The organism is Sphingomonas pollutisoli (genome assembly GCF_029167165.1).
Lineage (GTDB): Bacteria > Pseudomonadota > Alphaproteobacteria > Sphingomonadales > Sphingomonadaceae > Sphingomonas > Sphingomonas pollutisoli.
On record NZ_JARFNJ010000007.1, the window covers coordinates 62,798 to 84,049 of the forward strand.

Annotated in this window: 22 protein-coding genes and 1 pseudogene; 14 read left to right on the forward strand and 9 right to left on the reverse strand. The window is 67.8% G+C overall.

What is annotated here, in order from left to right; genetic code table 11:
• Positions 1-41 precede the first annotated feature (41 nt).
• Together PX554_RS16130 and PX554_RS16135 are read left to right on the forward strand one after the other, a co-directional pair.
• Entirely contained in the window at positions 42-3,227 is a 3,186-nt protein-coding gene (locus PX554_RS16130) for an efflux RND transporter permease subunit (RefSeq protein WP_275503433.1), read from the forward strand.
• A 12-nt stretch (positions 3,228-3,239) separates the two neighbouring features.
• On the forward strand, positions 3,240-4,682 hold the full coding sequence (locus PX554_RS16135; protein ID WP_275503435.1) for an efflux transporter outer membrane subunit: 1,443 nt from the start codon (positions 3,240-3,242) through the stop codon (positions 4,680-4,682).
• 135 nt (positions 4,683-4,817) lie between these two features.
• On the opposite strand, the gene PX554_RS16140 is transcribed toward PX554_RS16135, so the two are convergent.
• A complete protein-coding gene (locus PX554_RS16140) occupies positions 4,818-5,831 on the reverse strand; it encodes a polyprenyl synthetase family protein (RefSeq protein ID WP_275503438.1) in 1,014 nt (337 codons plus the stop codon).
• A 107-nt stretch (positions 5,832-5,938) separates the two neighbouring features.
• On the opposite strand from PX554_RS16140, the gene PX554_RS16145 reads away from it, so the two are divergent.
• Positions 5,939-6,223, forward strand: coding sequence for a chorismate mutase (locus PX554_RS16145; RefSeq protein ID WP_093224342.1), 285 nt, complete (start codon positions 5,939-5,941; stop codon positions 6,221-6,223).
• Between the two features lie 17 nt (positions 6,224-6,240).
• Here PX554_RS16145 and PX554_RS16150 read toward each other — a convergent pair whose 3' ends face one another.
• The 7 genes from PX554_RS16150 to cobS all read right to left on the reverse strand — a co-directional run bounded on the left by PX554_RS16150 (position 6,241) and on the right by cobS (position 12,937).
• Entirely contained in the window at positions 6,241-6,387 is a 147-nt protein-coding gene (locus tag PX554_RS16150; RefSeq protein ID WP_275503440.1) for a hypothetical protein, read from the reverse strand.
• Between the two features lie 164 nt (positions 6,388-6,551).
• A complete protein-coding gene (locus PX554_RS16155) occupies positions 6,552-9,098 on the reverse strand; it encodes a TonB-dependent receptor (RefSeq protein ID WP_275503442.1) in 2,547 nt (848 codons plus the stop codon).
• Between the two features lie 59 nt (positions 9,099-9,157).
• Positions 9,158-9,430, reverse strand: a complete 273-nt coding sequence (locus PX554_RS16160; RefSeq protein WP_420833461.1) for a ribbon-helix-helix domain-containing protein — start codon at positions 9,428-9,430, stop codon at positions 9,158-9,160.
• Positions 9,431-9,434: 4 nt separating this feature from the next.
• Positions 9,435-11,267, reverse strand: a complete 1,833-nt coding sequence (gene cobT / locus PX554_RS16165; RefSeq protein WP_275503444.1) for a cobaltochelatase subunit CobT — start codon at positions 11,265-11,267, stop codon at positions 9,435-9,437.
• Positions 11,267-11,587 (reverse strand): HepT-like ribonuclease domain-containing protein, encoded by a 321-nt coding sequence (locus PX554_RS16170; RefSeq protein ID WP_275503446.1) that lies wholly within the window; start codon positions 11,585-11,587, stop codon positions 11,267-11,269. Before PX554_RS16170 ends, cobT begins: the two co-directional genes overlap by 1 nt.
• 10 nt (positions 11,588-11,597) lie before the next feature.
• Complete coding sequence (locus PX554_RS16175) at positions 11,598-11,894, reverse strand: nucleotidyltransferase family protein (RefSeq protein ID WP_093224347.1); 297 nt, start codon at positions 11,892-11,894, stop codon at positions 11,598-11,600.
• 38 nt (positions 11,895-11,932) lie between these two features.
• Positions 11,933-12,937 (reverse strand): cobaltochelatase subunit CobS, encoded by a 1,005-nt coding sequence (gene cobS / locus PX554_RS16180; RefSeq protein ID WP_275503449.1) that lies wholly within the window; start codon positions 12,935-12,937, stop codon positions 11,933-11,935.
• A 257-nt stretch (positions 12,938-13,194) separates the two neighbouring features.
• On the opposite strand from cobS, the gene PX554_RS16185 reads away from it, so the two are divergent.
• The 4 genes and pseudogenes from PX554_RS16185 (at position 13,195) to PX554_RS16200 (ending at position 15,268) form a co-directional block, all read left to right on the forward strand.
• A complete protein-coding gene (locus tag PX554_RS16185) occupies positions 13,195-13,560 on the forward strand; it encodes a DUF1428 domain-containing protein (RefSeq protein WP_275503450.1) in 366 nt (121 codons plus the stop codon).
• A gap of 22 nt (positions 13,561-13,582) precedes the next feature.
• Positions 13,583-14,362 (forward strand): VOC family protein, encoded by a 780-nt coding sequence (locus tag PX554_RS16190; RefSeq protein WP_275503452.1) that lies wholly within the window; start codon positions 13,583-13,585, stop codon positions 14,360-14,362.
• Positions 14,359-14,847: a VOC family protein gene (locus tag PX554_RS16195; protein WP_093224353.1), complete on the forward strand. Its 489-nt coding sequence runs from the start codon at positions 14,359-14,361 to the stop codon at positions 14,845-14,847. Before PX554_RS16190 ends, PX554_RS16195 begins: the two co-directional genes overlap by 4 nt.
• Positions 14,844-15,268, forward strand: a pseudogene (locus PX554_RS16200) (SRPBCC family protein). Before PX554_RS16195 ends, PX554_RS16200 begins: the two are co-directional and overlap by 4 nt.
• A 38-nt stretch (positions 15,269-15,306) precedes the next feature.
• Here the strand turns inward: PX554_RS16200 and PX554_RS16205 are convergent.
• Positions 15,307-15,921, reverse strand: a complete 615-nt coding sequence (locus tag PX554_RS16205; protein ID WP_093224356.1) for a J domain-containing protein — start codon at positions 15,919-15,921, stop codon at positions 15,307-15,309.
• A 40-nt stretch (positions 15,922-15,961) separates the two neighbouring features.
• Here PX554_RS16205 and PX554_RS16210 point away from each other — a divergent pair, with 40 nt between their 5' ends.
• The 7 genes from PX554_RS16210 (at position 15,962) to PX554_RS16240 (ending at position 21,158) form a co-directional block, all read left to right on the forward strand.
• Positions 15,962-16,246 carry a BolA family protein gene (locus tag PX554_RS16210; RefSeq protein WP_093224358.1) on the forward strand — a complete coding sequence of 95 codons (285 nt, stop codon included), beginning with the start codon at positions 15,962-15,964 and terminating at the stop codon, positions 16,244-16,246.
• Position 16,247: 1 nt separating this feature from the next.
• Complete coding sequence (locus PX554_RS16215; protein WP_093224359.1) at positions 16,248-16,958, forward strand: glutathione S-transferase; 711 nt, start codon at positions 16,248-16,250, stop codon at positions 16,956-16,958.
• On the forward strand, positions 16,955-17,398 hold the full coding sequence (locus tag PX554_RS16220) for an NUDIX hydrolase (RefSeq protein ID WP_093224361.1): 444 nt from the start codon (positions 16,955-16,957) through the stop codon (positions 17,396-17,398). Before PX554_RS16215 ends, PX554_RS16220 begins: the two co-directional genes overlap by 4 nt.
• Positions 17,395-18,294, forward strand: a complete 900-nt coding sequence (locus tag PX554_RS16225) for a pirin family protein (RefSeq protein ID WP_093224362.1) — start codon at positions 17,395-17,397, stop codon at positions 18,292-18,294. Before PX554_RS16220 ends, PX554_RS16225 begins: the two co-directional genes overlap by 4 nt.
• A complete protein-coding gene (locus PX554_RS16230; protein WP_275503465.1) occupies positions 18,291-19,124 on the forward strand; it encodes an alpha/beta fold hydrolase in 834 nt (277 codons plus the stop codon). The genes PX554_RS16225 and PX554_RS16230 overlap by 4 nt, the downstream gene beginning before the upstream one ends.
• 134 nt (positions 19,125-19,258) lie before the next feature.
• Positions 19,259-20,905 (forward strand): GGDEF domain-containing protein, encoded by a 1,647-nt coding sequence (locus tag PX554_RS16235; protein WP_275503468.1) that lies wholly within the window; start codon positions 19,259-19,261, stop codon positions 20,903-20,905.
• Between the two features lie 55 nt (positions 20,906-20,960).
• Positions 20,961-21,158 (forward strand): hypothetical protein, encoded by a 198-nt coding sequence (locus PX554_RS16240; RefSeq protein WP_275503469.1) that lies wholly within the window; start codon positions 20,961-20,963, stop codon positions 21,156-21,158.
• The last annotated feature ends 94 nt before the right edge of the window (positions 21,159-21,252 follow it).

The following is a 21,252-nucleotide window of genomic DNA, read 5'->3' on the forward strand; positions in this document are numbered from 1 at the left end:
GCACGACCGAAACCGTTTCCTTTAATCAAGGACGAACACTCATGCGCCTCTCGCGCTTCTTCATCACGCGGCCAATCTTCGCCGCGGTGATCGCGGTCGTCATCACGCTGGTCGGGGCGATCGCCTATGTCGGCCTGCCGGTGTCGCAATATCCCGATATCGTCCCGCCGACCGTCACCGTGACGGCGGTCTACCCCGGCGCCAGCGCCGAGACGGTCGCCGAGACGGTCGCCACGCCGATCGAGCAGGAGATCAACGGCGTCGACAACATGCTGTACCAGTCGTCACAATCGACCGGCGACGGCAAGCTGACGATCACCGTCACCTTCAAGATCGGCACCAACCTCGATGCCGCGCAGGTGCTGGTGCAGAACCGCGTCGCGATCGCGGTGCCGCGCTTGCCCGAAGACGTGCAGCGGCTCGGCGTGGTGACGCGCAAGACCTCGCCCGACTTTCTGATGGTGGTCAACCTGATCTCGCCCGACGACTCGCTCGATCGCGGCTATGTCTCCAATTACGCGCTGACGCAGATCCGCGACCGGCTGACCCGCATCGATGGGGTCGGCGACGTGCAGTTGTTCGGCAATCGCGACTATTCGATGCGCGTGTGGATCGACCCCGGCCGCGCCGCCGCGCTTGGGTTGACCGCCGGCGAGATCGTCGCCGCGCTGCGCGCGCAGAACGTCCAGGTCGCAGCGGGCACGCTCGGCCAGCCGCCCTATTCGCAGGGGGACGCCTATCAGCTCAACGTCGAGACGCAGGGTCGGCTGACCGACCCCAAGCAGTTCGCCGACGTCGTCATCCGCACCGACGCCGATGGCCGGCAGGTGCGCGTGTCGGATGTAGCCCGCGTCGAACTCGGCGCGCAGGACTATGGCTCGAACACCTATATGAGCGGCAAGCCGACCGTGATCCTCGCGGTGTTCCAGCGGCCCGGCTCGAACGCGCTCGCCGCCGCGCAGGCGGTCACCGCGACGATGAACGACGCGCAGAAGCATTTCCCCAAGGGCCTCGCCTACCGCGTCATCTACAACCCGACCGAGTTCATCTCGCAGTCGATCGATGCGGTGAAGCACACGCTGATCGAGGCGATCATCCTCGTCGTCATCGTCATCCTCGTGTTCCTGCAGAAATGGCGCGCCGCGATCATCCCGGTGGTGGCGATTCCGGTGTCGCTGATCGGCACCTTCGCGGTGCTGGCGGCGATGGGCTATTCGCTCAACAACCTGTCGCTGTTCGGGCTGGTGCTGGCGATCGGCATCGTCGTCGATGACGCGATCGTCGTGGTCGAGAACGTCGAGCGCAACCTCGAACACGGGCTGTCGCCGCTCGAGGCTGCGCGCGTGTCGATGGACGAGGTTTCGGGCGCACTCGTCGCGATCGTGCTGGTGCTGGTCGCGGTGTTCGTGCCGACGGTGTTCCTCACCGGACTGTCGGGCGCGTTCTACCGCCAGTTCGCGGTGACGATCACGACTGCGACGATCATCTCGCTGATCCTGTCGCTGACCTTGTCGCCCGCGCTCGCCGCGATCCTGCTCAAGCCGAGTGAAGCCCGGAGCGAAGGGCGGTTCGGCCGTGCGGTGACGCGCGCCGGTGACGCCTTCAACCGCGGCTTCGAGCGGCTGAGCAACGCCTATGCCGCGCTGACGCTCCGGCTGGTGCGGGCGCCGCGCAAGATGATGCTGGCGTATGCCGGCATGATCGCGCTCACCGTGGGCGTGTTCTGGGCGACGCCGACCGGGTTCATTCCGGCGCAGGACCAGGGCTATTTCCTCACCGTCATCCAGTTGCCGCCCGGCTCCTCGGTCGAGCGCACCGACACGGTGATGCGCAAGGTCGCCGCGCGCATCCTGCCGCTCGCGGGCGTCAAGGGCGCGGTGATGCTCGCCGGGTTCGACGGCCCATCGCAGACGCTCGCCCCCAATGCCGCCGCCGCCTATATCCCGCTCAAGAGCTTCGAGGAGCGCGCCAAATTGGGCGTGACGCTCGGCAGCATCATGGCCGAGGCGGGCAAGGCGACCGCCGACATCAACGAAGCGCGGCTGCTGATCGTGCCGCCGCCGCTGATCCAGGGGATCGGCTCGGCGGGTGGCTATCGCATCATGGTCAAGGACCAGGAGGCGCGCGGCTATACGCAAATGGCGACCGCGGCCTATGGGCTGATCGGCAAGGCCAACCAGACCAAGGGGCTCAAGCAGGTCTATACCTTCTTCGAAACCTCGACCCCGCGCATCTTCGCCGATGTCGATCGTGCCAAGGCCAATATGCTGGGCGTGCCGCCCGAGCGCGTGTTCGAGGCGTTGCAGGTCTATCTCGGCTCGGCGTTCGTCAATGATTTCAACCTGCTCGGCCGCACCTACCGCGTGACCGCGCAGGCCGACGCGCCGTTCCGCCGCACGCCCGCCGATATCGCCAACCTCAAGACGCGCTCCAACTCGGGGCAGATGGTGCCGATCGGATCGGTTTCGACCTTCGAGGACAAGACCGGGCCGTACCGGGTGACGCGCTACAATCTCGCCCCTGCGGTCGAGGTGGACGGCGATACCGCGCCGGGCTTCTCCTCGGGCCAGTCGCTGGTGACGATGCAGAAGCTCGCCGACGATACGCTGCCCAAGGGCTATACGACCGAGTGGACCGGCATCGCCTATCAGCAGCAGGCGGCGGGGAGCACGGCGGGCATCGTGTTCGGCATGGCGGTGGTGTTCGTCTTCCTCGTGCTGGCGGCGCAATATGAGAGCCTGACGCTCCCGCTCGCGATCGTGCTGATCGTGCCGATGTGCCTGCTCGCCGCGATGGCGGGGGTGAACCTGCGCGGCATGGACAACAATGTCCTCACCCAGATCGGCCTCGTCGTGCTGATCGCGCTGGCGGCGAAGAACGCGATCCTCGTGGTCGAATTCGCCAAGCAGGCCGAGGAGTTGCAGGGCCTGTCGCCGATCGAGGCGGCGGTGCAGGCGGCGCGGACGCGGTTGCGGCCGATCCTGATGACCTCGTTCGCGTTCATCCTCGGCGCGGTGCCGCTGGTGACGGCGAGCGGCGCGGGCTCCGAACTGCGCCAGGCGCTCGGGACGGCGGTGTTCTTCGGGATGATCGGGGTGACGGCGTTCGGCCTGATCTTCACGCCGACCTTCTACGTGGTGTGTCGGGCGCTGGCGATACGCCTCGCCCGGCGCCGGCCCGCCGCTGCCGCCGAGCCGAACCATCCCCAGCTTCATCCCGCCGAATAGGAGCGGACCGTCATGAAGAACATCTTGTTGGCCACGATCTCGGCGCTCACGCTCTCCGCCTGCGCGGTCGGCCCCAATTACGTGGCGCCCGTGCCGACCCCAGGCGCGGTCGGCGGGTTCGCCGGCGCCGCCAGCCCGGCGGTGGTGGCGACCGCGCCCGACGACCAGTGGTGGAAGCTCTATAACGATCCGGTGCTCGACCGGCTGGTCGGCGATGCGCTCGCCGCCAATACCGACATCCGCGTCGCGGTGGCGCGGCTCGATGCGGCGCGCGCGTCGCTCAAAGGTGCGCGCAACGATCTGCTGCCGCAGACGCAACTGAGCGCGCAGCCGGGCTATGGCCGCTTGCCGGCGCTGCAAAGCGGCACGGGCGGGGCGCGAGAGACTGAACAGATCGCGCTCGGGCTCGACGTTTCGTATGAGCTCGATCTCGCCGGACGCGTTCGCCGCAATATCGAGGCGGCGAAGGGCGATGTCAGCGCAGCGGCGGCGGATGCCGATGCGGTGCGCGTCGCGATCGTGGCGCAGACGATCCGGGCCTATGTCGATGCCGCCGGCGCGGCCGAGCGGCTGGCGGTGGCGCGGCGCATCGTCGATCTGCTCGACAAGTCGGTGACGTTGACCGGCAAGCGTTTCGACGCGGGCCGCGCCGAGAAGCTCGACGTGATCCGCATCCAGACGCTGCGCGACCAGCGCGCCGCATTGGTGCCCGCGATCGCGGCCGAGCGGCAGGCGGCGCTGTTCCGGCTGGCGACGCTGACCGGGCATACGCCGCGCGAGCTGCCGGCGGATGCGGCCTCGCGCGCTGATCCGCCCCGGCTCGATCAGCCGATTCCGGTCGGCGACGGCCAGACCCTGCTCGCGCGCCGGCCTGACGTACGCGCCGCCGAGCGGCGGCTGGCGGCGGCGACCGCACGGATCGGCGTGGCGACCGCGGACCTCTATCCGCGCATCACGCTCGGCGGATCGGTCGGCTCGACCGGCACCAGCTTCAGCGACATTTTCGGCGGCGGGCCGTTCCGCTGGCTGGTCGGCTCGCTCATCAACTGGTCGTTCCCCAACACCAGCGCCGCGCGCGCGCGGATTGCCGGGGCGGAAGCGGACAGCCGTGGCGCGCTCGCCAGCTTCGACGGCACGGTGCTGCAGGCGCTCGAGGAAACCGAGACGGCACTGTCCACCTATGCGCGCGAGATCGACCGGCGGCAGGCGCTCGTCGCGGCGCGCGACGGCGCCGAACGCGCGGCGAAGATCGCCCGCGCCCGCCAGCGCGAGGGCACGATCGATTTCCTCGCGGTGCTCGATACCGAGCGGACCTTCGCCGACGCCGACGCCGATCTGGCGAGCGCCGACGTGCGCATCGCCGACGCGCAGGTCGACCTGTTCCGTTCGCTGGGCGGCGGCTGGGGCGCGCCGGTGGTGGCGAAGGCGGCGGGTGGCGAGCGGGCGGGGCGGTAAGCCGGACAGTCCTCGCCGCCGCCTCCCGTTCGTGCTGAGCGCAGTCGAAGCACGTGTTCTCGGTGAGCCGTGCGTGGCACGTGCTTCGACTTCGCTCAGCACGAACGGTAGAAGGGGCGATGCCCCGGCGGGAGCTTAAAACGCCCGCGCGATCGCGAAGTCGACCGCTTCGATCATCGCGTCCTTGGCCTTGCCGTTGGGGAAGATCGCGAGCGCGTCGATCGCGCGCTGGCCGTAGTGGCGCGCGCGGGCGAGCGTGTCGTCGATCGCGCGGGTGGCGCGGACCAGATCGAGCGCATGGGCGAAATCCGCGTCGCCGCTGCGATGCCCCTCGATCGCGGCCTTCCAGAACGTGCGGTCCTCGGCGCTGCCGCGCGCATAGGCGAGGATGACGGGCAGGGTGGCCTTGCCGTCGCGGAAATCGTCGCCGGCGTCCTTGCCCATCGTGTCGGCGTCGGAGACATAATCGATCGCGTCATCGACGAGTTGGAAAGCGACGCCGAGGTTGCGGCCATAAGCATCGAGCGCGGCTTCCTCGGCCTCGCTGCGCTCCGCCACCACCGCCGCGATCTTGCAGGCGGCGGCGAACAGCGCCGCCGTCTTGGCGACGATGATGTCGAGATAGCGCTCCTCGGGCGTATCGACGCGCCGCGCGGCGGTGAGCTGGTTGACCTCGCCCTCGGCGATGATCGCGCTCGCGCTCGACAGGATCTTGAGCACCTTGAGGCTGCCGTCCTCGACCATCAGCTCGAACGAGCGGCTGAACAGGAAGTCGCCGACCAGCACGCTCGCCGGATTGCCCCAGATCAGATTGGCGGTGCGCTTGCCGCGCCGCAGATCGGAGCCATCGACGACATCGTCGTGGAGCAGGGTGGCGGTATGGATGAACTCGACCGCCGCCGCCAGGCGGTGATGGCGGGTGCCGGTATAGCCGAGCAGCTTCGCGCTCGCGAGCGTCAGCATCGGGCGCATCCGCTTGCCGCCGCCGGCGATGAGATGCCCGGCGAGCGTCGGGATCAGCGGGATGTCGGACTGCATGCGATCGAGAATGACCGCGTTGACGAGGTTCATGTCGGCGGCGATCAGCGCAACCATCGGGTCGAGCGATGGGGCCGGGCGCTGGTCGAGGCGGTGGATCGTTGCGCTCATGTCCGTGGCGATGTGGCGGCAAGGGCGCGCAAAGGCAAGCCCGCAATGGACTTGCGCGCCGCTCAAGGGCTGCGCAAAAGGCGCGCGAACCGCGGATGGAGGGTTTGATGAGCGACGGCACGCTGGCGGGATATCGCCAGAGCATCGACAATATCGACGCGGCGCTGGTCTTCCTGCTCGCCGAGCGTTTCAAGGTGACGCAGGCGGTCGGCCGTTACAAGGCCACCGCCGGGCTGCCCCCGGCCGATCCGGGGCGCGAGGAAGCGCAGATCGCGCGACTGCGCGGCCTCGCCAAACAGGCCGATCTCGACCCCGATTTCAGCGAGAAATTCCTGCGCTTCATCATCGACGAGGTGATTCGCCATCATGAGCGCGTGCGCGACGCGGGGTGAGGGGGCTGCGGCTCCGCTCAGAACCAGAGCCGCAGCATGCCGAAGATCATCGCCCACAAGCACATACTGACCGGCAGCGCGTGTGCGATGCCCGCGATCGGCCCCGCCCGAGCGGTCTCGGGCAAATCGATGTGGTTCGTCGCAACGATCCGACCATGAAACATCTCGCCTCTCCCGCCAGCTTTCTAGGCTGGCGCAGAGACGATCCGGAACCCGTAGATATACGCTAAGGTTGGTTCCGGATGGTCGTGCGGATACCGCTGCTAGGCCGCTGCGTAGCCTCCGCGCTCGCGATGGAGCGGCCGGCGTAGCGGCCATTACCTCACGACTAGAACTTGGCCGTCACCGTGCCGAACACCGTCCGCCCGGCTGCGATCGTGGCGTAGTGCGAGGCATAGGCCTGGGTGAAATAGACCTTGTCGGTGAGGTTCTGGACGTTGACGCTCACCTGGAGGTTGCGGGTGAGCTTGTACTGGGCGTTGAGATCGAAGCGCCAGTAATCGGGAATGCCGCGCGACAGGACGGTCGTGGCGGGCGTGACCGTGACCACGCCGGCGGCATTCTGTGTCGCCCTGCGGTTGTCGGCATAGCCGCCATATTGCTTGTCCATGTAGATCGCGGTGCCGCCGAACGAGAGGCGGCTGGTGATCTGATAGCTGGAGGTCGCGGTGAAGCTGTTCTTCGCGGTCTGCGGCATCTGCTTGCCGGTGTTGACCGACTGCACCGAGACGGTCTTCGCGTTCTGGATCGTGGTGGCGACACCGCCCACGGTCTGGGTGATCGCCGCCGCCGTCAGCGCGGTGGTGCCGCCGTCGATGATCTTGGGGTCGAGATAGGTGTAGCCGCCGAACACCGACCAGCCGGGCAGGATCTGCCCCGAGACCGAGAACTCGACGCCGCGAATACGCGACTTGCCGATGAACGCGACGGTGTTGCTGTCGTCGAGCACGCGCGCGTTGTCGATATCGGTCTGGAACACCGCGACGCTCATGCCGAGCCGCTCGTGGAACAGATTGGCCTTGGCGCCGACCTCGTAGGATTTGGTCTTGGTCGGCTTGAGCAGCGCAAGGACGTTGGCGGTGGCGGCGGTGGTCGGCAGCGCATTGGGTTCGCTGCCCTCGCCGAGCAGCGCGTTGGGAGGCGTCGCCGAAGTGGCGTAGCTCGCGTAGAGGCTGGTGTCCTTGGTCGGCTTGAAGACGAGGCCGGCCTGCCAGTTGAACAGTTCGTCCGTGCGCGAATAGCGGATGCCGGTGGTGCCGGTGGCGAACGGCAACGTGACGGTCGATTTATAGCGGTCGTAGCGTGCGCCGAGATTGAGGATCAGCGACGGCATCAGCGTGATCGAGTCGAAGCCGTACACGGCGACGGTGTTGGCGTCGTTCTGCGTCTCGCTGTTGAGCGCGCCCTTCACGATCGGCGTCCGCGCATTCGAGGTATCGGTGGTGTAATTCACCCACGGATCGTTGGGATTGGGGTTGAACAGGCTGGTGCAATAATAGCGCGCGAGCGTGGTGCTGTCGCAGCGCGGCGAGATCGTCGATCCCGTCGCCTCGACGAAGGCGCCGCGCCGGGTCTTCTCCCAGGAGAATTCGGCGCCGGCCGCGAAGCTGTGCTCGATCGCGCCGGTGCTGAACTTGCCCGACAGATCGATCTGATCGACCAGCGCCTTGCTGTAGCCGTAGCGCGTGTTGCCGCGCCGCCAGACATAGCCGCCGCCGGTCAGTTCGCTGCCGCCAGTGGCCGGGTTGATCGTGCCGGGTGCGGGGCTGATCGCGCCGGTCGCGCGGTTGAGCAGGCCGAACACGTTGCCGTTCGAATCGTCGGGCAGCAGGAAGATGTAGGATTGCTGGCTGAAATTGTAGCGCGCGGTGTTGCGCAGCGTGATCCCGCCGAAATCATGCTCGGCGCGGACCATCGCGGTCTGCGTCTTGGTGTCGCGAAAATCGCGGTCCTTGAGGCCGTAGAAGGCCGAGCGATCGACGGTGCCGGTGGTGCCGTCCGCCAGCGTGATGCGGCCGATCGCGGGCGTGGTGAAGACGTTGCCGGTCGGCGCGTTGCAGACATTGGTCGAGCAGGCATAGAGATAGGGGATGCCGCTGTCGGGAAGCTCATGGCTTTCCATGTGGTAATAGCTCGCGGTCAACCGTGTCGGCGTGCCGAGGCCGATCGTCACCGAGGGGGCTACGCCCCAGCGGCGGCTCCAGATCGCGTCGCGGCCGGCGAAATCCTGGTCGTGCCACATGCCTTCGAGGCGGAAGGCGATCGTATCGGTGATCTTGAGGTTGAGGTCGCCGGCGACGCGCTTGTAATCCGCATTGCCGAAGCTCGCGCTGAGCGATCCGAAATCCGCCGCCTTAGGCAGCTTGGTCATGATGTTGATCGTGCCGCCGGCGCTGCCGCGCCCGCCCAGCGTCGAATCGGAACCGCGCACGATCTGCACCGAATCGATCGCGAACACCTCGCGGCTCTGCGAGGCGAGATCGCGCACGCCGTCGATATAGATGCTGCCCTGGCTGTCGAAGCCGCGGATGAAGGGGCGGTCGCCGATCGGGTTGCCGCCCTCGGCCGCGCCGAAGGTGATGCCCGGCACGGTGCGCAGCGCATCCTGCAGGCTGGTCGAGCCGGTCTGCTCGATCACTTCGCTTGGCAGGACGACGATCGACCGCGGCGTGTTGATGAGCGGCGCGACCTGCTTGGGATCGCGCGGGGAGGCGTCGCGCTGGCCGTTGACGATGACATCGGTGTGGCTCTGATCCTCGTTCGCGACCGGGGCGGTCGCGTCGTCGGCCCAGGCCGGCAGCCCGGCGAAGGCGCCGACGCAGGACAGCGCGAGGAAGGCGGGCTTGGCGGCGGTGCGGATAACGTGGCTCGGCAATGGATGTCCCCCTTGTTCGTTGCGGGGTCAGCTATTGCGAGTCAGTCGCACTGTCAACGTTATTGAGAGTTGTTCTCACTTTCAGTGAGCGATTTCGTGAACAGCCAGCTTCGGATCGCGCTGGCGAGATTGGGCGGGTCGGCGGCGGCGATACGCACCGCGTCGATCTCCGCGATCAACGCGCTGAGCGGCAGCGCATGCGCGCGCGCGGCTTGTTCCAGCGCGCGCCAGAAAATTGGTTCGAGGCTGATCGAGGTCGGATGCCCGGCGATCGTCACCGACCGCTTGACCGGGCCGGCAAACCCGCCCGGCGGCATCGCGATCCCGCTCAAGCGATCAGGGCGTATCGAACAGCGCCGCGAGCTGCTCGATGATCGCGCCGCCAAGCTGTTCGGCATCCATGATCGTGACCGCGCGCGCATAATAGCGCGTCACGTCATGGCCGATGCCGATCGCGACGAGTTCGACCGGCGAGCGATTCTCGATCCAGCCGATCACCTGGCGCAGATGGCGTTCGAGATAGCTGCCCGAATTGACGCTGAGCGTCGAATCATCGACCGGCGCGCCGTCGGAGATGACCATCAGAACCTTGCGCTCCTCGGCCCTCGCGATCAGCCGCTGGTGCGCCCACAGCAGCGCCTCGCCGTCGATATTCTCCTTGAGTAACCCTTCGCGCATCATCAGCCCGAGGTTGGTCTTGGCGCGCCGCCACGGCTCGTCGGCCTGTTTGTAAACGATGTGGCGGATGTCGTTGAGGCGGCCGGGCTGGGCGGGGCGGCCCGCGGCGAGCCACGCCTCGCGGCTCTGCCCGCCCTTCCAGGCGCGGGTGGTGAAGCCGAGGATCTCGGTCTTGACCCCGCACCGCTCGAGCGTGCGGGCGAGGATGTCCGCGCTGATCGCCGCGATCGAGATCGGCCGCCCACGCATCGAGCCCGAATTGTCGATCAGCAGGGTGACGACGGTATCGCGAAACTCGGTCTCGCGCTCGACCTTGTAGCTGAGCGACAGCATCGGATTGACGACGATCCGCGCCAGCCGCGCCGCATCGAGAATGCCTTCCTCCTGATCGAAGTCCCAGCTTCGGCTCTGCTGCGCCATCAGCCGGCGTTGCAGCCGGTTGGCGAGCTTGGTGACGGCGCCCTGTAAATGGACGAGCTGCTGGTCGAGATAGGCGCGCAACCGCACCAGTTCGTCGGCGTCGCACAGATCGGTGGCGGCGACGACTTCATCGAAGCGCGTCGTCCACGCCTTGTACTCGAACTGCGGCGGGAAATCGGAGGTCGGGCGGTTGGGCCGGACCGGCAGCATGCCCTCCTCGCCGTCGTCCCCCGGTTCGCCGTCGCCGTCCTCGAACGGATCGTCGCTGCGCTCTTCGCCCTCGCCGTCCTGCTGTTCGCTTTCGCTCTCGGAGCCGCGCGCCTCGATCTCACCCTGGCCCTGCTCGGTATCGCCGTCGCCCTCGTCCGCGTCGTCGGTCTGCTCCTGCTGGTCGGCGCCTTCGTCCTCTTCGCCGCCCTCGTCGGTTTCTTCGGGGATCAACTCACCTTCGATGAGATCGAGGTCTTCGAGCAAGCGCGTCGTCAGCGTCGCGAAGGCGCGCTGATCGTCGATCGCGAGCGCGAGCGAATCGAGATCGGCACCCGCCTTCTGTTCGATCCAGTCGCGCACCAGCGCCATCGCTGGCGCGGCGGCGGCGGGCGGTAGCGCACCGGTGAGTCGCTCGCGCACCACGAGGCCGAGCGCGGTCGACAGCGGCACCTCGTCGCGGTTGCGCGCGCGTGTGATCGGGTCGGAACGCAGCCGCGCGTCGAGCGCGGTCGCGAGATTGTCGGTGATGCCGGCATAGCCGCGCGCGCCCAGCGCCTCGACCCGAGCATCCTCCACCGCGTCGAACACCGCACGCGCGACCGCCTCCGCCGGCGCCTGCCGCGCATGGAGTTTGACGTCGTGGTGGCGCAGCCGGAGCGCGAACCCGTCGGCGAATCCGCGCGCCTCGGCGACCTGATCGGCCGGCAGCGTGCGGGCGGGCATCGGCACCTTGATGTGCTTGCCCGACTGGCTCGGCGCATCGGAGGTGAAGCCGAGTTCGATCTCGGGTTCACGCGCCAGCGCGCGCGCGGCGCCGCCGAGCACGGTCTTGAAACGTTCGAGCGGGGTTTCGGTGGTCATCAGTCCTGCAAAGCCTGCGTAATCGCCGCCTGAAGCGCAGGCAACTCGTCGTGAACCGTAACGAAGACCTGCTTCGGGTCGATCCGGTGATATTCGTGCCGAAGCATGTTGCACAAACCTCTGACCTTTTCGAACGGCACGCCGGGCGCGATCCTCGCCATATCCTCGGCGCCGATCTGGATGACGGCCTCGGTGATCCGCTGTAAGCAGCGCTCAATCGCGTCACTGGTGCGGCGGTCGCTCTCGAACTGCGATAGGGTCATGCCGCCGGCATACTCCTGGATCGCGGTGATATTTTCCGCGATGTCGCGAAGTCTCAACTGGGTTCGCTCAGAAAACACGCACGCGGTCCCGGTCGATCTGAGCCTGCAGGCGGGGCTTGCGCGATGGCTCCGTTACGAGGTCCACCGTCTTGCCGAGCATTCGCGCGAGTTGCTGCTCCATATCCACGAACTCGAAAAGTCCGATTGGACGGTCAGGATCAAGTGACGCGGCGAGATCCACATCGGAATCCGGCTTTTCATCGCCACGTGCCGTAGAGCCGAAGATCGACAGCGCACGAATTCCGAGTTGCCGAATATCACTCTCGCGGCGCTTGAGAAGGGCAAGGGCTTCGGCTCGGGTCATGTCTCACATCGTACCGCAATCGGTATCGGGGCGAAACCTCAACCCTTCGCCGCCACGCTCTCGGGCAAGTCCTTGCCGAACACGCGCTGGTAATATTCCGCCACCAGCGGCCGTTCCGCCTCGTCGCACTTGTTCAGGAACGAAAGCCGGAACGCGAAGCCGACATCGCCGAAGATCAGCGCGTTCTGCGCCCAGGTGATGACGGTGCGGGGACTCATCACCGTCGAAATGTCGCCGTTCATGAAGCCGCGCCGGGTAAGATCGGCGACCTTGACCATCTGATCGACGGTCTGCTTGCCCTCCGGCTTGTCATACTCGCCGGACTTGGCGAGCACGATCCGCGCTTCGACCGCGGCGGGCAGATAGTTGAGCGTGACGACGATGTTCCAGCGGTCCATCTGGCCCTGGTTGATCTGCTGGGTGCCGTGATACAGCCCGCTGGTATCGCCGAGGCCGATCGTATTGGCGGTGGCGAACAGGCGGAACCACGGGCTCGGGCGGATGACGCGGTTCTGGTCGAGCAGGGTCAGCTTGCCCTCGGTCTCGAGCACGCGCTGGATGACGAACATCACGTCGGGGCGGCCGGCGTCATATTCGTCGAACACCAACGCGGTCGGCGTCTGGAGCGCCCAGGGCAGCAGCCCCTCGCGGAATTCGGTGACCTGCTGGCCGTCCTTGAGCACGATCGCGTCGCGCCCGACCAGATCGATACGGCTGATATGCGCGTCGAGGTTGATGCGGATGCACGGCCAATTGAGCCGCGCCGCGACCTGCTCGATATGGCTCGACTTGCCGGTGCCGTGGTAGCCCTGCACCATCACGCGGCGGTTGTATGCGAAGCCCGCGCAGATCGCGATCGTGGTGTCCTTGTCGAACACATAGGCCGGGTCGAGATCGGGCACGCGCTCGTCCGCCTCGCTGAACGCGGGGACTTCCATGTCCGAATCGATCCCGAACAGATCGCGGACCTTCACCATGCGATCGGGCGCGTCGAGGATCGTGGTCTCGCGGCTGTCGGGCTGGGCGTTGGGGATATCGGTCATGGGCGTGCGTACCGTCTTATGGGCTGTCGAGAAGCCCCGATAACGCATGACGCGAACGAACGGCACTTCGTGCGACGCTCAGTGCGAATGAACGCGGGGCACGTCAAGCGCCATCGACCCTTACGGGCGCAAACGCGTGCCATCCCGCGCGCTGATCCGGCGCTCGGCTTCGCGTCGCGCGACGTGTATATCGGGCGGCACGTGGCCGCACGAGTCGCGTGTCGCTTTGAACGGGTTCGATTCCGGGAGAGAGCATCATGGCCTATATCGACGGATATGTCTGTCCGGTGCCGGCGGCGAACAAGCAAGCCTATCGCGACATGGCCGCGAGGGTGGCGCCGCTGTTCCACGATCACGGTGCGCTCCGCATCGTCGAGACCTGGGGCGTCGATGTCCCGCACGGCACCCACACCGATTTCTACAAGGCGGTGAAGGCCGAGGACGGCGAGGCGATCGTGTTCTCCTTGGTGGTATGGCCGTCGAAGGCGGCGCGCGACGCGGGCTGGGCGGCGATGCTCGAGGATGAGCGCATGAAATCGCCCGAACCGCCGATCTTCGACGGCAAGCGCATGTTCTGGGGCGGGTTCGAGCCGCTGTTTGAGAGCGGCGACGCAGGAGCTTGATGGAGCGAACGGGAGAGAGACGATGCCGACGCCTTACGGAATGCCGATCTGGTACGAACTCATCACCGGCGATGCCGCTGTCGCCAAAGCCTTCTACAGCGGGATCGTCGGCTGGACGACCAGCGAATTCACGTCGACCGGAAGCACGATGCCCTATACGATCTGGAACGCGGACGGCGTCGGCGTGGGCGGGCTCGTCGAAATGGCGGACGCGCCCGGCGGTCCCACGTGGCTCGCCTATTTCCATGTCGCCGATGTCGATGCCAAGGTCGCCGCGAACACGGCGGCGGGCGGCAAGACGCATATGGGGCCGCTCGATCTGCCCGATGTCGGCCGCATCGCGCTGATCGCCGATCCGCAAGGCGCGCCTTTGTATCTGATGACGCCCGCTCCGGCGATGGGCGATCAGGACAGCACTTCGTTCTCGCCGACGCTGCCGATGCGCTGCGCGTGGAACGAACTGACCACGCTCGACACGTCCACGGCGCTGCCCTTCTATGGCGATCTGCTCGGGATGGCCTCCACCGAGGCGATGTCGATGGGGCCGCTCGGCGACTATCGCTTCCTTGATGTGGGCGAGACGCGCATCGGCGCGATGATGAACCGTGCGGCGCCCGACCAGCCGGTCGGGTGGAGCTTCTACTTCCGCGTACCCGACGTCGATGCAGCGGCGGAGCAGGTGCGGGCGGCGGGCGGCACCGTGCTGATGGCGCCGATGGACGTGCCCGGCGGCGAGCGCATCGTGGTCGTGCGCGATCCGACCGGCGCGTCGATCGGTTTCGTCTCGGGGGAACGGCAGTGAGCAAGATCAAGACCTGCCTGTGGTTCGACGGCAACGCCGAGGAGGCCGCGACCTTCTACACGAGCGTCTTTCCCGACTCAGGCGTGACCGCCATCCACCGCGCGCCGGCGGACTATCCGGCGGGCAAGGCGGGCGATGTGCTGACGGTCGAGTTCACGGTCTGCGGGCAGCCGTTCGTCGGGCTCAACGCGGGCGGCGGCAATCCCTTCACCAACGCGGTGTCGTTCCAGATCTTCACCGACGATCAGGCCGAGACCGATCGCTACTGGGACGCGATCGTGTCGAACGGAGGCAGCGAAAGCGCGTGCAGTTGGTGCCGTGACCGCTACGGACTCGCCTGGCAGATCGTGCCGCGCGTGCTGACGGCGGCGCTCGCCAATCCCGATCCGGCGGCGGCGAAGCGCGCGATGGAGGCGATGATGACGATGCGCAAGATCGATATCGCCGCGATCGAGGCGGCGGTCGCCGGGGAGGCGGTGGCATGAGCGCGGACAACGACCTGTCGGTCACCCGGCTGATCGACGCGCCAGTCGCGCGGGTGTGGAGCATCGCCACCGAACGGCTCGCCGAATGGTGGTGCCCGAGGCCCTGGACGACCGAGATCGTCGAGCTGGACTGGCGCGCCGGTGGCCGTTCGGCGATGGTGATGCACGGCCCGAACGGCGAGCGCCACGCGCAGGAGGGCGTGTTCCTGGAGGTGGTGCCGGGCGAACGCTTCGTCTTCACCGATGCCTATGCCGCCGGCTGGGTGCCGCAAGCGAACTTGCCGATGAAGGCGGCCAGACGCGCTACACCGCCACCGCGCGCCACTGGACCGCCGAGGCCAAGGCGCGGCACGAGGCGATGGGCTTCGCGCAAGGCTGGGGCGCGGTGGCGGATCAGCTCGCGGCGCTGGCGGAGGGCTGATCCAAGCCGTCGCCCCGGCGCAGGCCGGGGCGACGGCTTCAGGCAAACGCCGCTGCGCTTTTGAGCTGGGTATAGGCGGCGATCACGTCCTGCAGCTTTGTCTCGAAGCTGCGGTCGCCGCCGTTGCGATCGGGGTGATAGCGCCGCACCAGTTCGGCATAGCGCTGGCGCAAGCCGCGCCGGTCAACGTCGGTCGGCAGGTCGAGCACCTTCAGCGCGCGCCGGTCCCCGTCCGACAGCGGGCGGCCGTCCTTGCGCGCCGCCGCCGCCGCCGTCGCGCCGCGAAAGCGCGCGCCGATCGCGTCGAGCGGGTCGGCGAAATCGGCCCAGCGCGGCGGGCGGTCTGCGCCGCCATTGCCGGTGAACGCGCGCGTCTCGCGCTCCCAGCCCGAGAACGGGCGTTGGGCATCGTGGATTTCGTCAGCGCTCATACCCGCGAAGAAATTGTAGCGGGCGTTGAACGCGCGGACATGATCGAGGCAGAACCAGCGGTACGGGCGCGGTCCCTCGAAATCGTTGCTCGGGCCGTCCGCCGGCGCGCGGAACTCTCCGGGCAGGTCGCAGCCGGGTTCGTCGCACACCCGGCCGCTCCCCTCGACGCGACCGTGGAAGCGGACATTGGGACGATCTTTCTTTTCGGTCTGGCGTGCCACGCCGGCTCCCTGAATTGGCGAAACGGCGTATATAGGGTCGATGAACACGCTCGCCACCACTCCCGTCGCGGATCAGATCGCCGCCCGTCTCACCGCCGCGCTCGCGCCGTCGCATCTCGAGGTCATCAACGACAGCCACCACCACGCCGGGCATATGGGGGACGACCGTTCGGGCGAATCGCATTTCACCGTGATCGTCGAGAGCGCGGCCTTTACCGGCGTCTCGCGCGTTCAACGCCAGCGGCTCGTCAACACCGCGCTCGCCGATCTGCTCGCCGCGCGGATTCATGCGCTCGCGATCCGGGCGCGCGCCCCGGGAGAGTGAGATGACCTATCGGCTGTGGTACTGGCCTGGCATACAGGGGCGCGGCGAGTTCGTGCGGCTCGCATTGGAAGCGGGCGGCATCGCGTATGAGGATTGCGCGCGCGAGCAGGGCGCCGAGGCGCTGATCGCGGACCTCGACGGCCGGGCCGGCGGGCGCGGCGCCTTCGCGCCGCCCTATCTGGAAACTCCTGACGGCATCGTTTCGCACGTCGCCAACATCCTCGCCTATCTCGGCCAGGCGCACGGCATCGCGCCGCTGGCGCTGGCGGACCGGCAGTGGCTGAACGGCATCCAGCTCACCATCGCCGATCTCGTCGCGGAGGTGCATAACGTCCACCATCCGGTCGCGATGATGGATTATTACGAGGATCAGAAGCCCGAGGCGGCGCGCGCCGCCGCCCAGTTCCGTGGCGGACGCATGCCCAAGTTCCTCGGCTATTTCGAAGCCGCGCTCGGCGCCAATCCGGGCGACTGGCTGATGGGGGAGACGTGGAGCCACGGCGACACCTCGCTGTTCCAGATCGTCGCCGGGCTGCGCTACATGTTGCCGCAGCGGATGGCGGCGATCGAAGGCGATTACCCGAAGCTGATCGCGCTGCACGACCGCGTCGCCGGGCTGGACGGCATCAAGGCGTATCTGGCCAGCAAGCGCCGGATCGCGTTCAACACGCAAGGCATCTTCCGCCACTATCCCGAACTGGACGCAGCATGACGGCACGCGTGCCGCGCCCGGCCGCGCGCATCCTGCTGCTCGATGGTGCGGGGCGTATCCTGCTGTTCCGCTTCGATCCCGCCGACCGGCCGCCGTTCTGGTGCACCCCGGGCGGCGCGGTCGACCCCGGCGAGAGCTATGAAGCTGCGGCGCGGCGCGAATTGTTCGAGGAAACCGGCATCGTCGCCGATCCCGGCGAGGAGGTGGCGCGCCGCGTCGTCGAGTTCGTCACGCTGGAAGGCGTTCCCGTCATCGCCGACGAACGCTATTTCCGTATCGACGCCGGCGCGGTCGAGGTCGACACCAGCGGCCACACCCCGCTCGAACAGCGCGTGATGCGCGAATGGCGCTGGTTCGCGCGCGAGGACATCGCCACCTTCCACGAGCCGATCTTCCCCGAGGATCTGCTCGACATGATCGCGACGCGAGAGGCCCTATGACCGACGATCTCATCATCCAGACGCTGCTGCCGACGACGCACGATCTCGGCGGCTTCAAGGTCCACCGTACCTTGCCCGCCAAGCCGCGCACGATGGTCGGGCCGTTCATCTTCTTCGATCAGATGGGGCCGGCGCATCTGCCGGCGGGGCAGGGCATCGACGTGCGGCCGCACCCGCACATCAACCTCGCCACCGTCACCTATCTGTTCGCCGGCGCGATCGAGCATCGCGATTCGATCGGCAGCGACGCGCGGATCGAGCCGGGCGCGGTCAACCTGATGACGGCGGGCCACGGCATCGTCCATTCCGAGCGCTCGCCCGCCGACGAGCGCGCGGGCGGCCCCGACCTGTCGGGCATCCAGACCTGGCTCGCCCTGCCCGAGAAGGACGAGGAGATGGACCCCGCGTTCGAGCATGTGCCCGAGGCCACGCTGCCGGTGTTCGAGGACGGTGGGGCGCGGGCGCGGATCATCATGGGCGATCTGTGGGGGGCGAGCGCGCCGACCACGACCTATGCGCAGACGATCTATGCCGACATCGCGCTGGGCGCGGGCGGCAGCATCCCGATCGACGCGTCGGCCGACGAACGCGCGCTGTACGTGGCGCTCGGCGAGGCGACGCTCGACGGGATGACGCTCGAACCGATGACGCTCTACGTGCTGCGCCCCGGCACGACGCCGACCTTGCGCTCGGAACGCGGGGGGCGCGTGATGCTGGCGGGCGGCGAAGCCTTCGCCACGCCGCGCCATGTGTTCTGGAACTTCGTCTCGTCGCGCCGCGAGCGCATCAACGATGCCAAGCGCGCATGGAAGGCGCAGCAATTCCCCAAGGTGCCGGGCGACGACAAGGAGTGGATCCCGCTTCCCGAGGTGCCGCTCACGGTCAGCTACCCGTGATCCGCGCATCCCTCGCCACCGGTGTCGAGCTCGATGTCGCGGTGGCAGGGGATCCCGCGCATCCCGCCATTATCCTGCTCCACGGCTTTCCCGAATCGCACCGCACCTGGCGGCATCAGATCCCCGAACTCGCGCGTGGCCATTTCGTGATCGCGCCGGACCAGCGCGGCTATGCGCGCTCGTCCAAACCAGCGGAGGTGGCGGACTATGCGCCGGACAAGATCATGGCCGACGTGTTCGCGCTGGCCGATCATTTCGGGCGCGAGCGCTTCACGCTGATCGGCCACGATTGGGGCGGCGCGATCGCCTGGGGCGCGGCGATGACGCGGCCCGACCGCGTCGGGCGGCTGGTGATTCTCAACGCGCCGCACCCCTATCGCTTCCAGCAGACCCTGCGCGACGACGCCGCGCAGCGGCGTGCGAGCGGCTATATCGGCTTCATTCGCGGCACCCGGATCGACCGGTCGCGGCTGCTCGCGGCGACGTTCGGCAACCGCGCCGTGCAGCGGCTGGCGGCGCTGGCGGTGGGGGGCGATCGCGCCGCGCATCTCGAGGAATGGAGCCAGCCGGGCGCGATGACGGCGATGCTCAACTGGTATCGCGCCGCGCCGCGCGCAGGCATGGCGCTGTCGCCCGCGCCGGTCGTGACCCAGCCGACATTGGTGATCTGGGGGATGCGCGACCGGTATCTGCTGCCGGCGCAGATCGAAGGGCTGGACGCGCTCGTCACCGATCTGACGCTGGTCAAACTCGATGCGGGCCACTTCACCCCCTGGGCTGCGGCGGCGCCGGTCAACGCCGCGCTACGCGACTGGCTGGGGACGACGTAAGCGCGACAAAACGTAGCCGACCCGTTCCGGTTCCCTCACGCGCAAAAATTTACCGATTATTGTCCATAATCGGCTAATGCGGTTGCGCAATGCGGTCGCGCTCGCCCCTTCGCTGTCTTGCCTGGCTCCTCGCGATGCTGGTGTCGCTGTGCGCGGGCGCGGCGAACGCGCAGGTCGGGCCGGTCGGCATCCCGATCCGGACCTGCGTGCTGCGCGACGCGCCGGGGCTGAGCGCGGCGAAACTGTTCCACGCGGCCGGACGGTTCGATTGCGCGACGCCGCAAGCGCGGTTCGGCGGCGGCGACTTCTGGCTGCTCAGCCAGCCGCTGGACCTGCCCGCCGCCGAAAGCCGGCTGGCGGTGCGCTCGTCGAGCGTGTGGCAGCGCGCGATGACCATTCACGCGCTGTATGCCGATGGCACGATCGTCTCGATCCGCAGTGACGATGTCGCGGTCTCGCGCCACCTAAGGCTCGGCGCGATCTTCCAGCGCTGGTTGCCGCGTCGGTCGGCGCCGCTGGTGCGCCTGCTCTGGCATGTCGAAGGCGCTGCCAACCTGCGCAGCATCCTGCTCGCGCCGACGCTCGCGACGGGCGGGGAGGTGACGCGATCCGATACCCACCTCGCCGCGTTATATGCCGGGGTCGGCGGGGCGTGCGCGGCGCTGCTGCTGTTCAATCTCGGGCTGGCCTATGCGCTGCGCCACCGCTTCATGCCGTTCTACTGCCTGATGATGGTCGCGCTGCTCGCCTATGATCTGAGTTCGTCGGGCACGCTCGCGTGGCTGCTGCCCGATATCGCCAACACGGCGCGGATGCGGATCAACTATGTGCTGCTCGCGCTGGTGGCGGTGTCCGCGCTCGCGTTCCTGCGCAACTTCTTCGAACAGCGGGTGATGACGCTTTGGCTCAGGCGGGTCTGCGTCGCGGCCGCAGTGTCGGTCGGCGTCCCGGCGATCGCGATCGCGCTGTTCGCGCCGATCGGGTTGCGCCTGTTCGACACGATCTATGGGATCGGCTTCCTGTTCCTGCTCGGCTCGATCGTGCCGATCCTCGTCAACGCCTGGCGTCGGAACAGCGCCTTCCTGCCGTTCTTCACGATCGCCTGGTCGCTGCCGATCGCGTTCGCGGCGGTGCGCACGGCGTCGGGCCTGTTCGGCTGGCCATATCATTTCTGGATCGACAACAGTTCCGTCATCTCGATGACGGTGGAAGCGCTGCTGTCGAGTCTCGCGATCGGCCACCGCGTGCTGCTCCTCACCCGCGAGCGCGACGAGGCGCGCGAGCAGGAGATCGCCGCGCGGCTGCTCGCCGATACCGACTCGCTCACCGGCCTGCTCAACCGCCGCGCCTTCCTGCGGGGCGCGGTGGGGCACGAGGGCGATTTCACCTTGCTGCTCGTCGATCTCGACCATTTCAAGCACGTCAATGAGACGATCGGCCACGACGGCGGCGACGAGGTGCTGCGCATCTTCGCGCGCACCTTGCGTCAGGCGCTGCCCGCCGGCGCCCTGGCCGCGCGGCTCGGCGGCGAGGAATTCGCGGTGGTGATCGCAGACCCGGATGAGGCGCTCGCCGAGGACATTCTCGACCGGCTGCGGCATGCCCGCATGCCCTTCGACATCACGGTGACGGCGAGCATCGGCCAGTGCTGCGGCCCGCTGGCGCGCGAGGCGGACTGGAAGGCGCTGTACCGCTGCGCCGACACCGCGCTGTTCGAGGCGAAGAAGGCTGGCCGCGACCGGGTGCGGGGCGCCCCCGCGCTCCGCCGCTTCGCGGCCTGAGCCATGCTTGTCGCCCGGCGGCGTTTACGATAAACGCGCCGCAGGAGATGAGGCCATGCGCAATCGACGGATCGCTGTTTTCGTTGCCCTGGCGCTGGTGGCGGTCGCGGTCGCGCGGCATCCGTCGGCCGATCTTCGCGTTCTGCTCCACGATCCCGCAGACCTCGCGCCGCACCGCATTCAGGCTGCGGTCGATCTGGGTGTGATGGCGGTGTCGGTGCTGATAACCTGGACGTCGCATCGCTTCGCCTAGCGTCCTGCCGTTCCTTCCGGGCGTGGCGACGCGTGTAGCGAACGTGACGCTCAGTGCGAACGGGTTTGAAGAGGCGCCTGGATGTCGGAGCGGG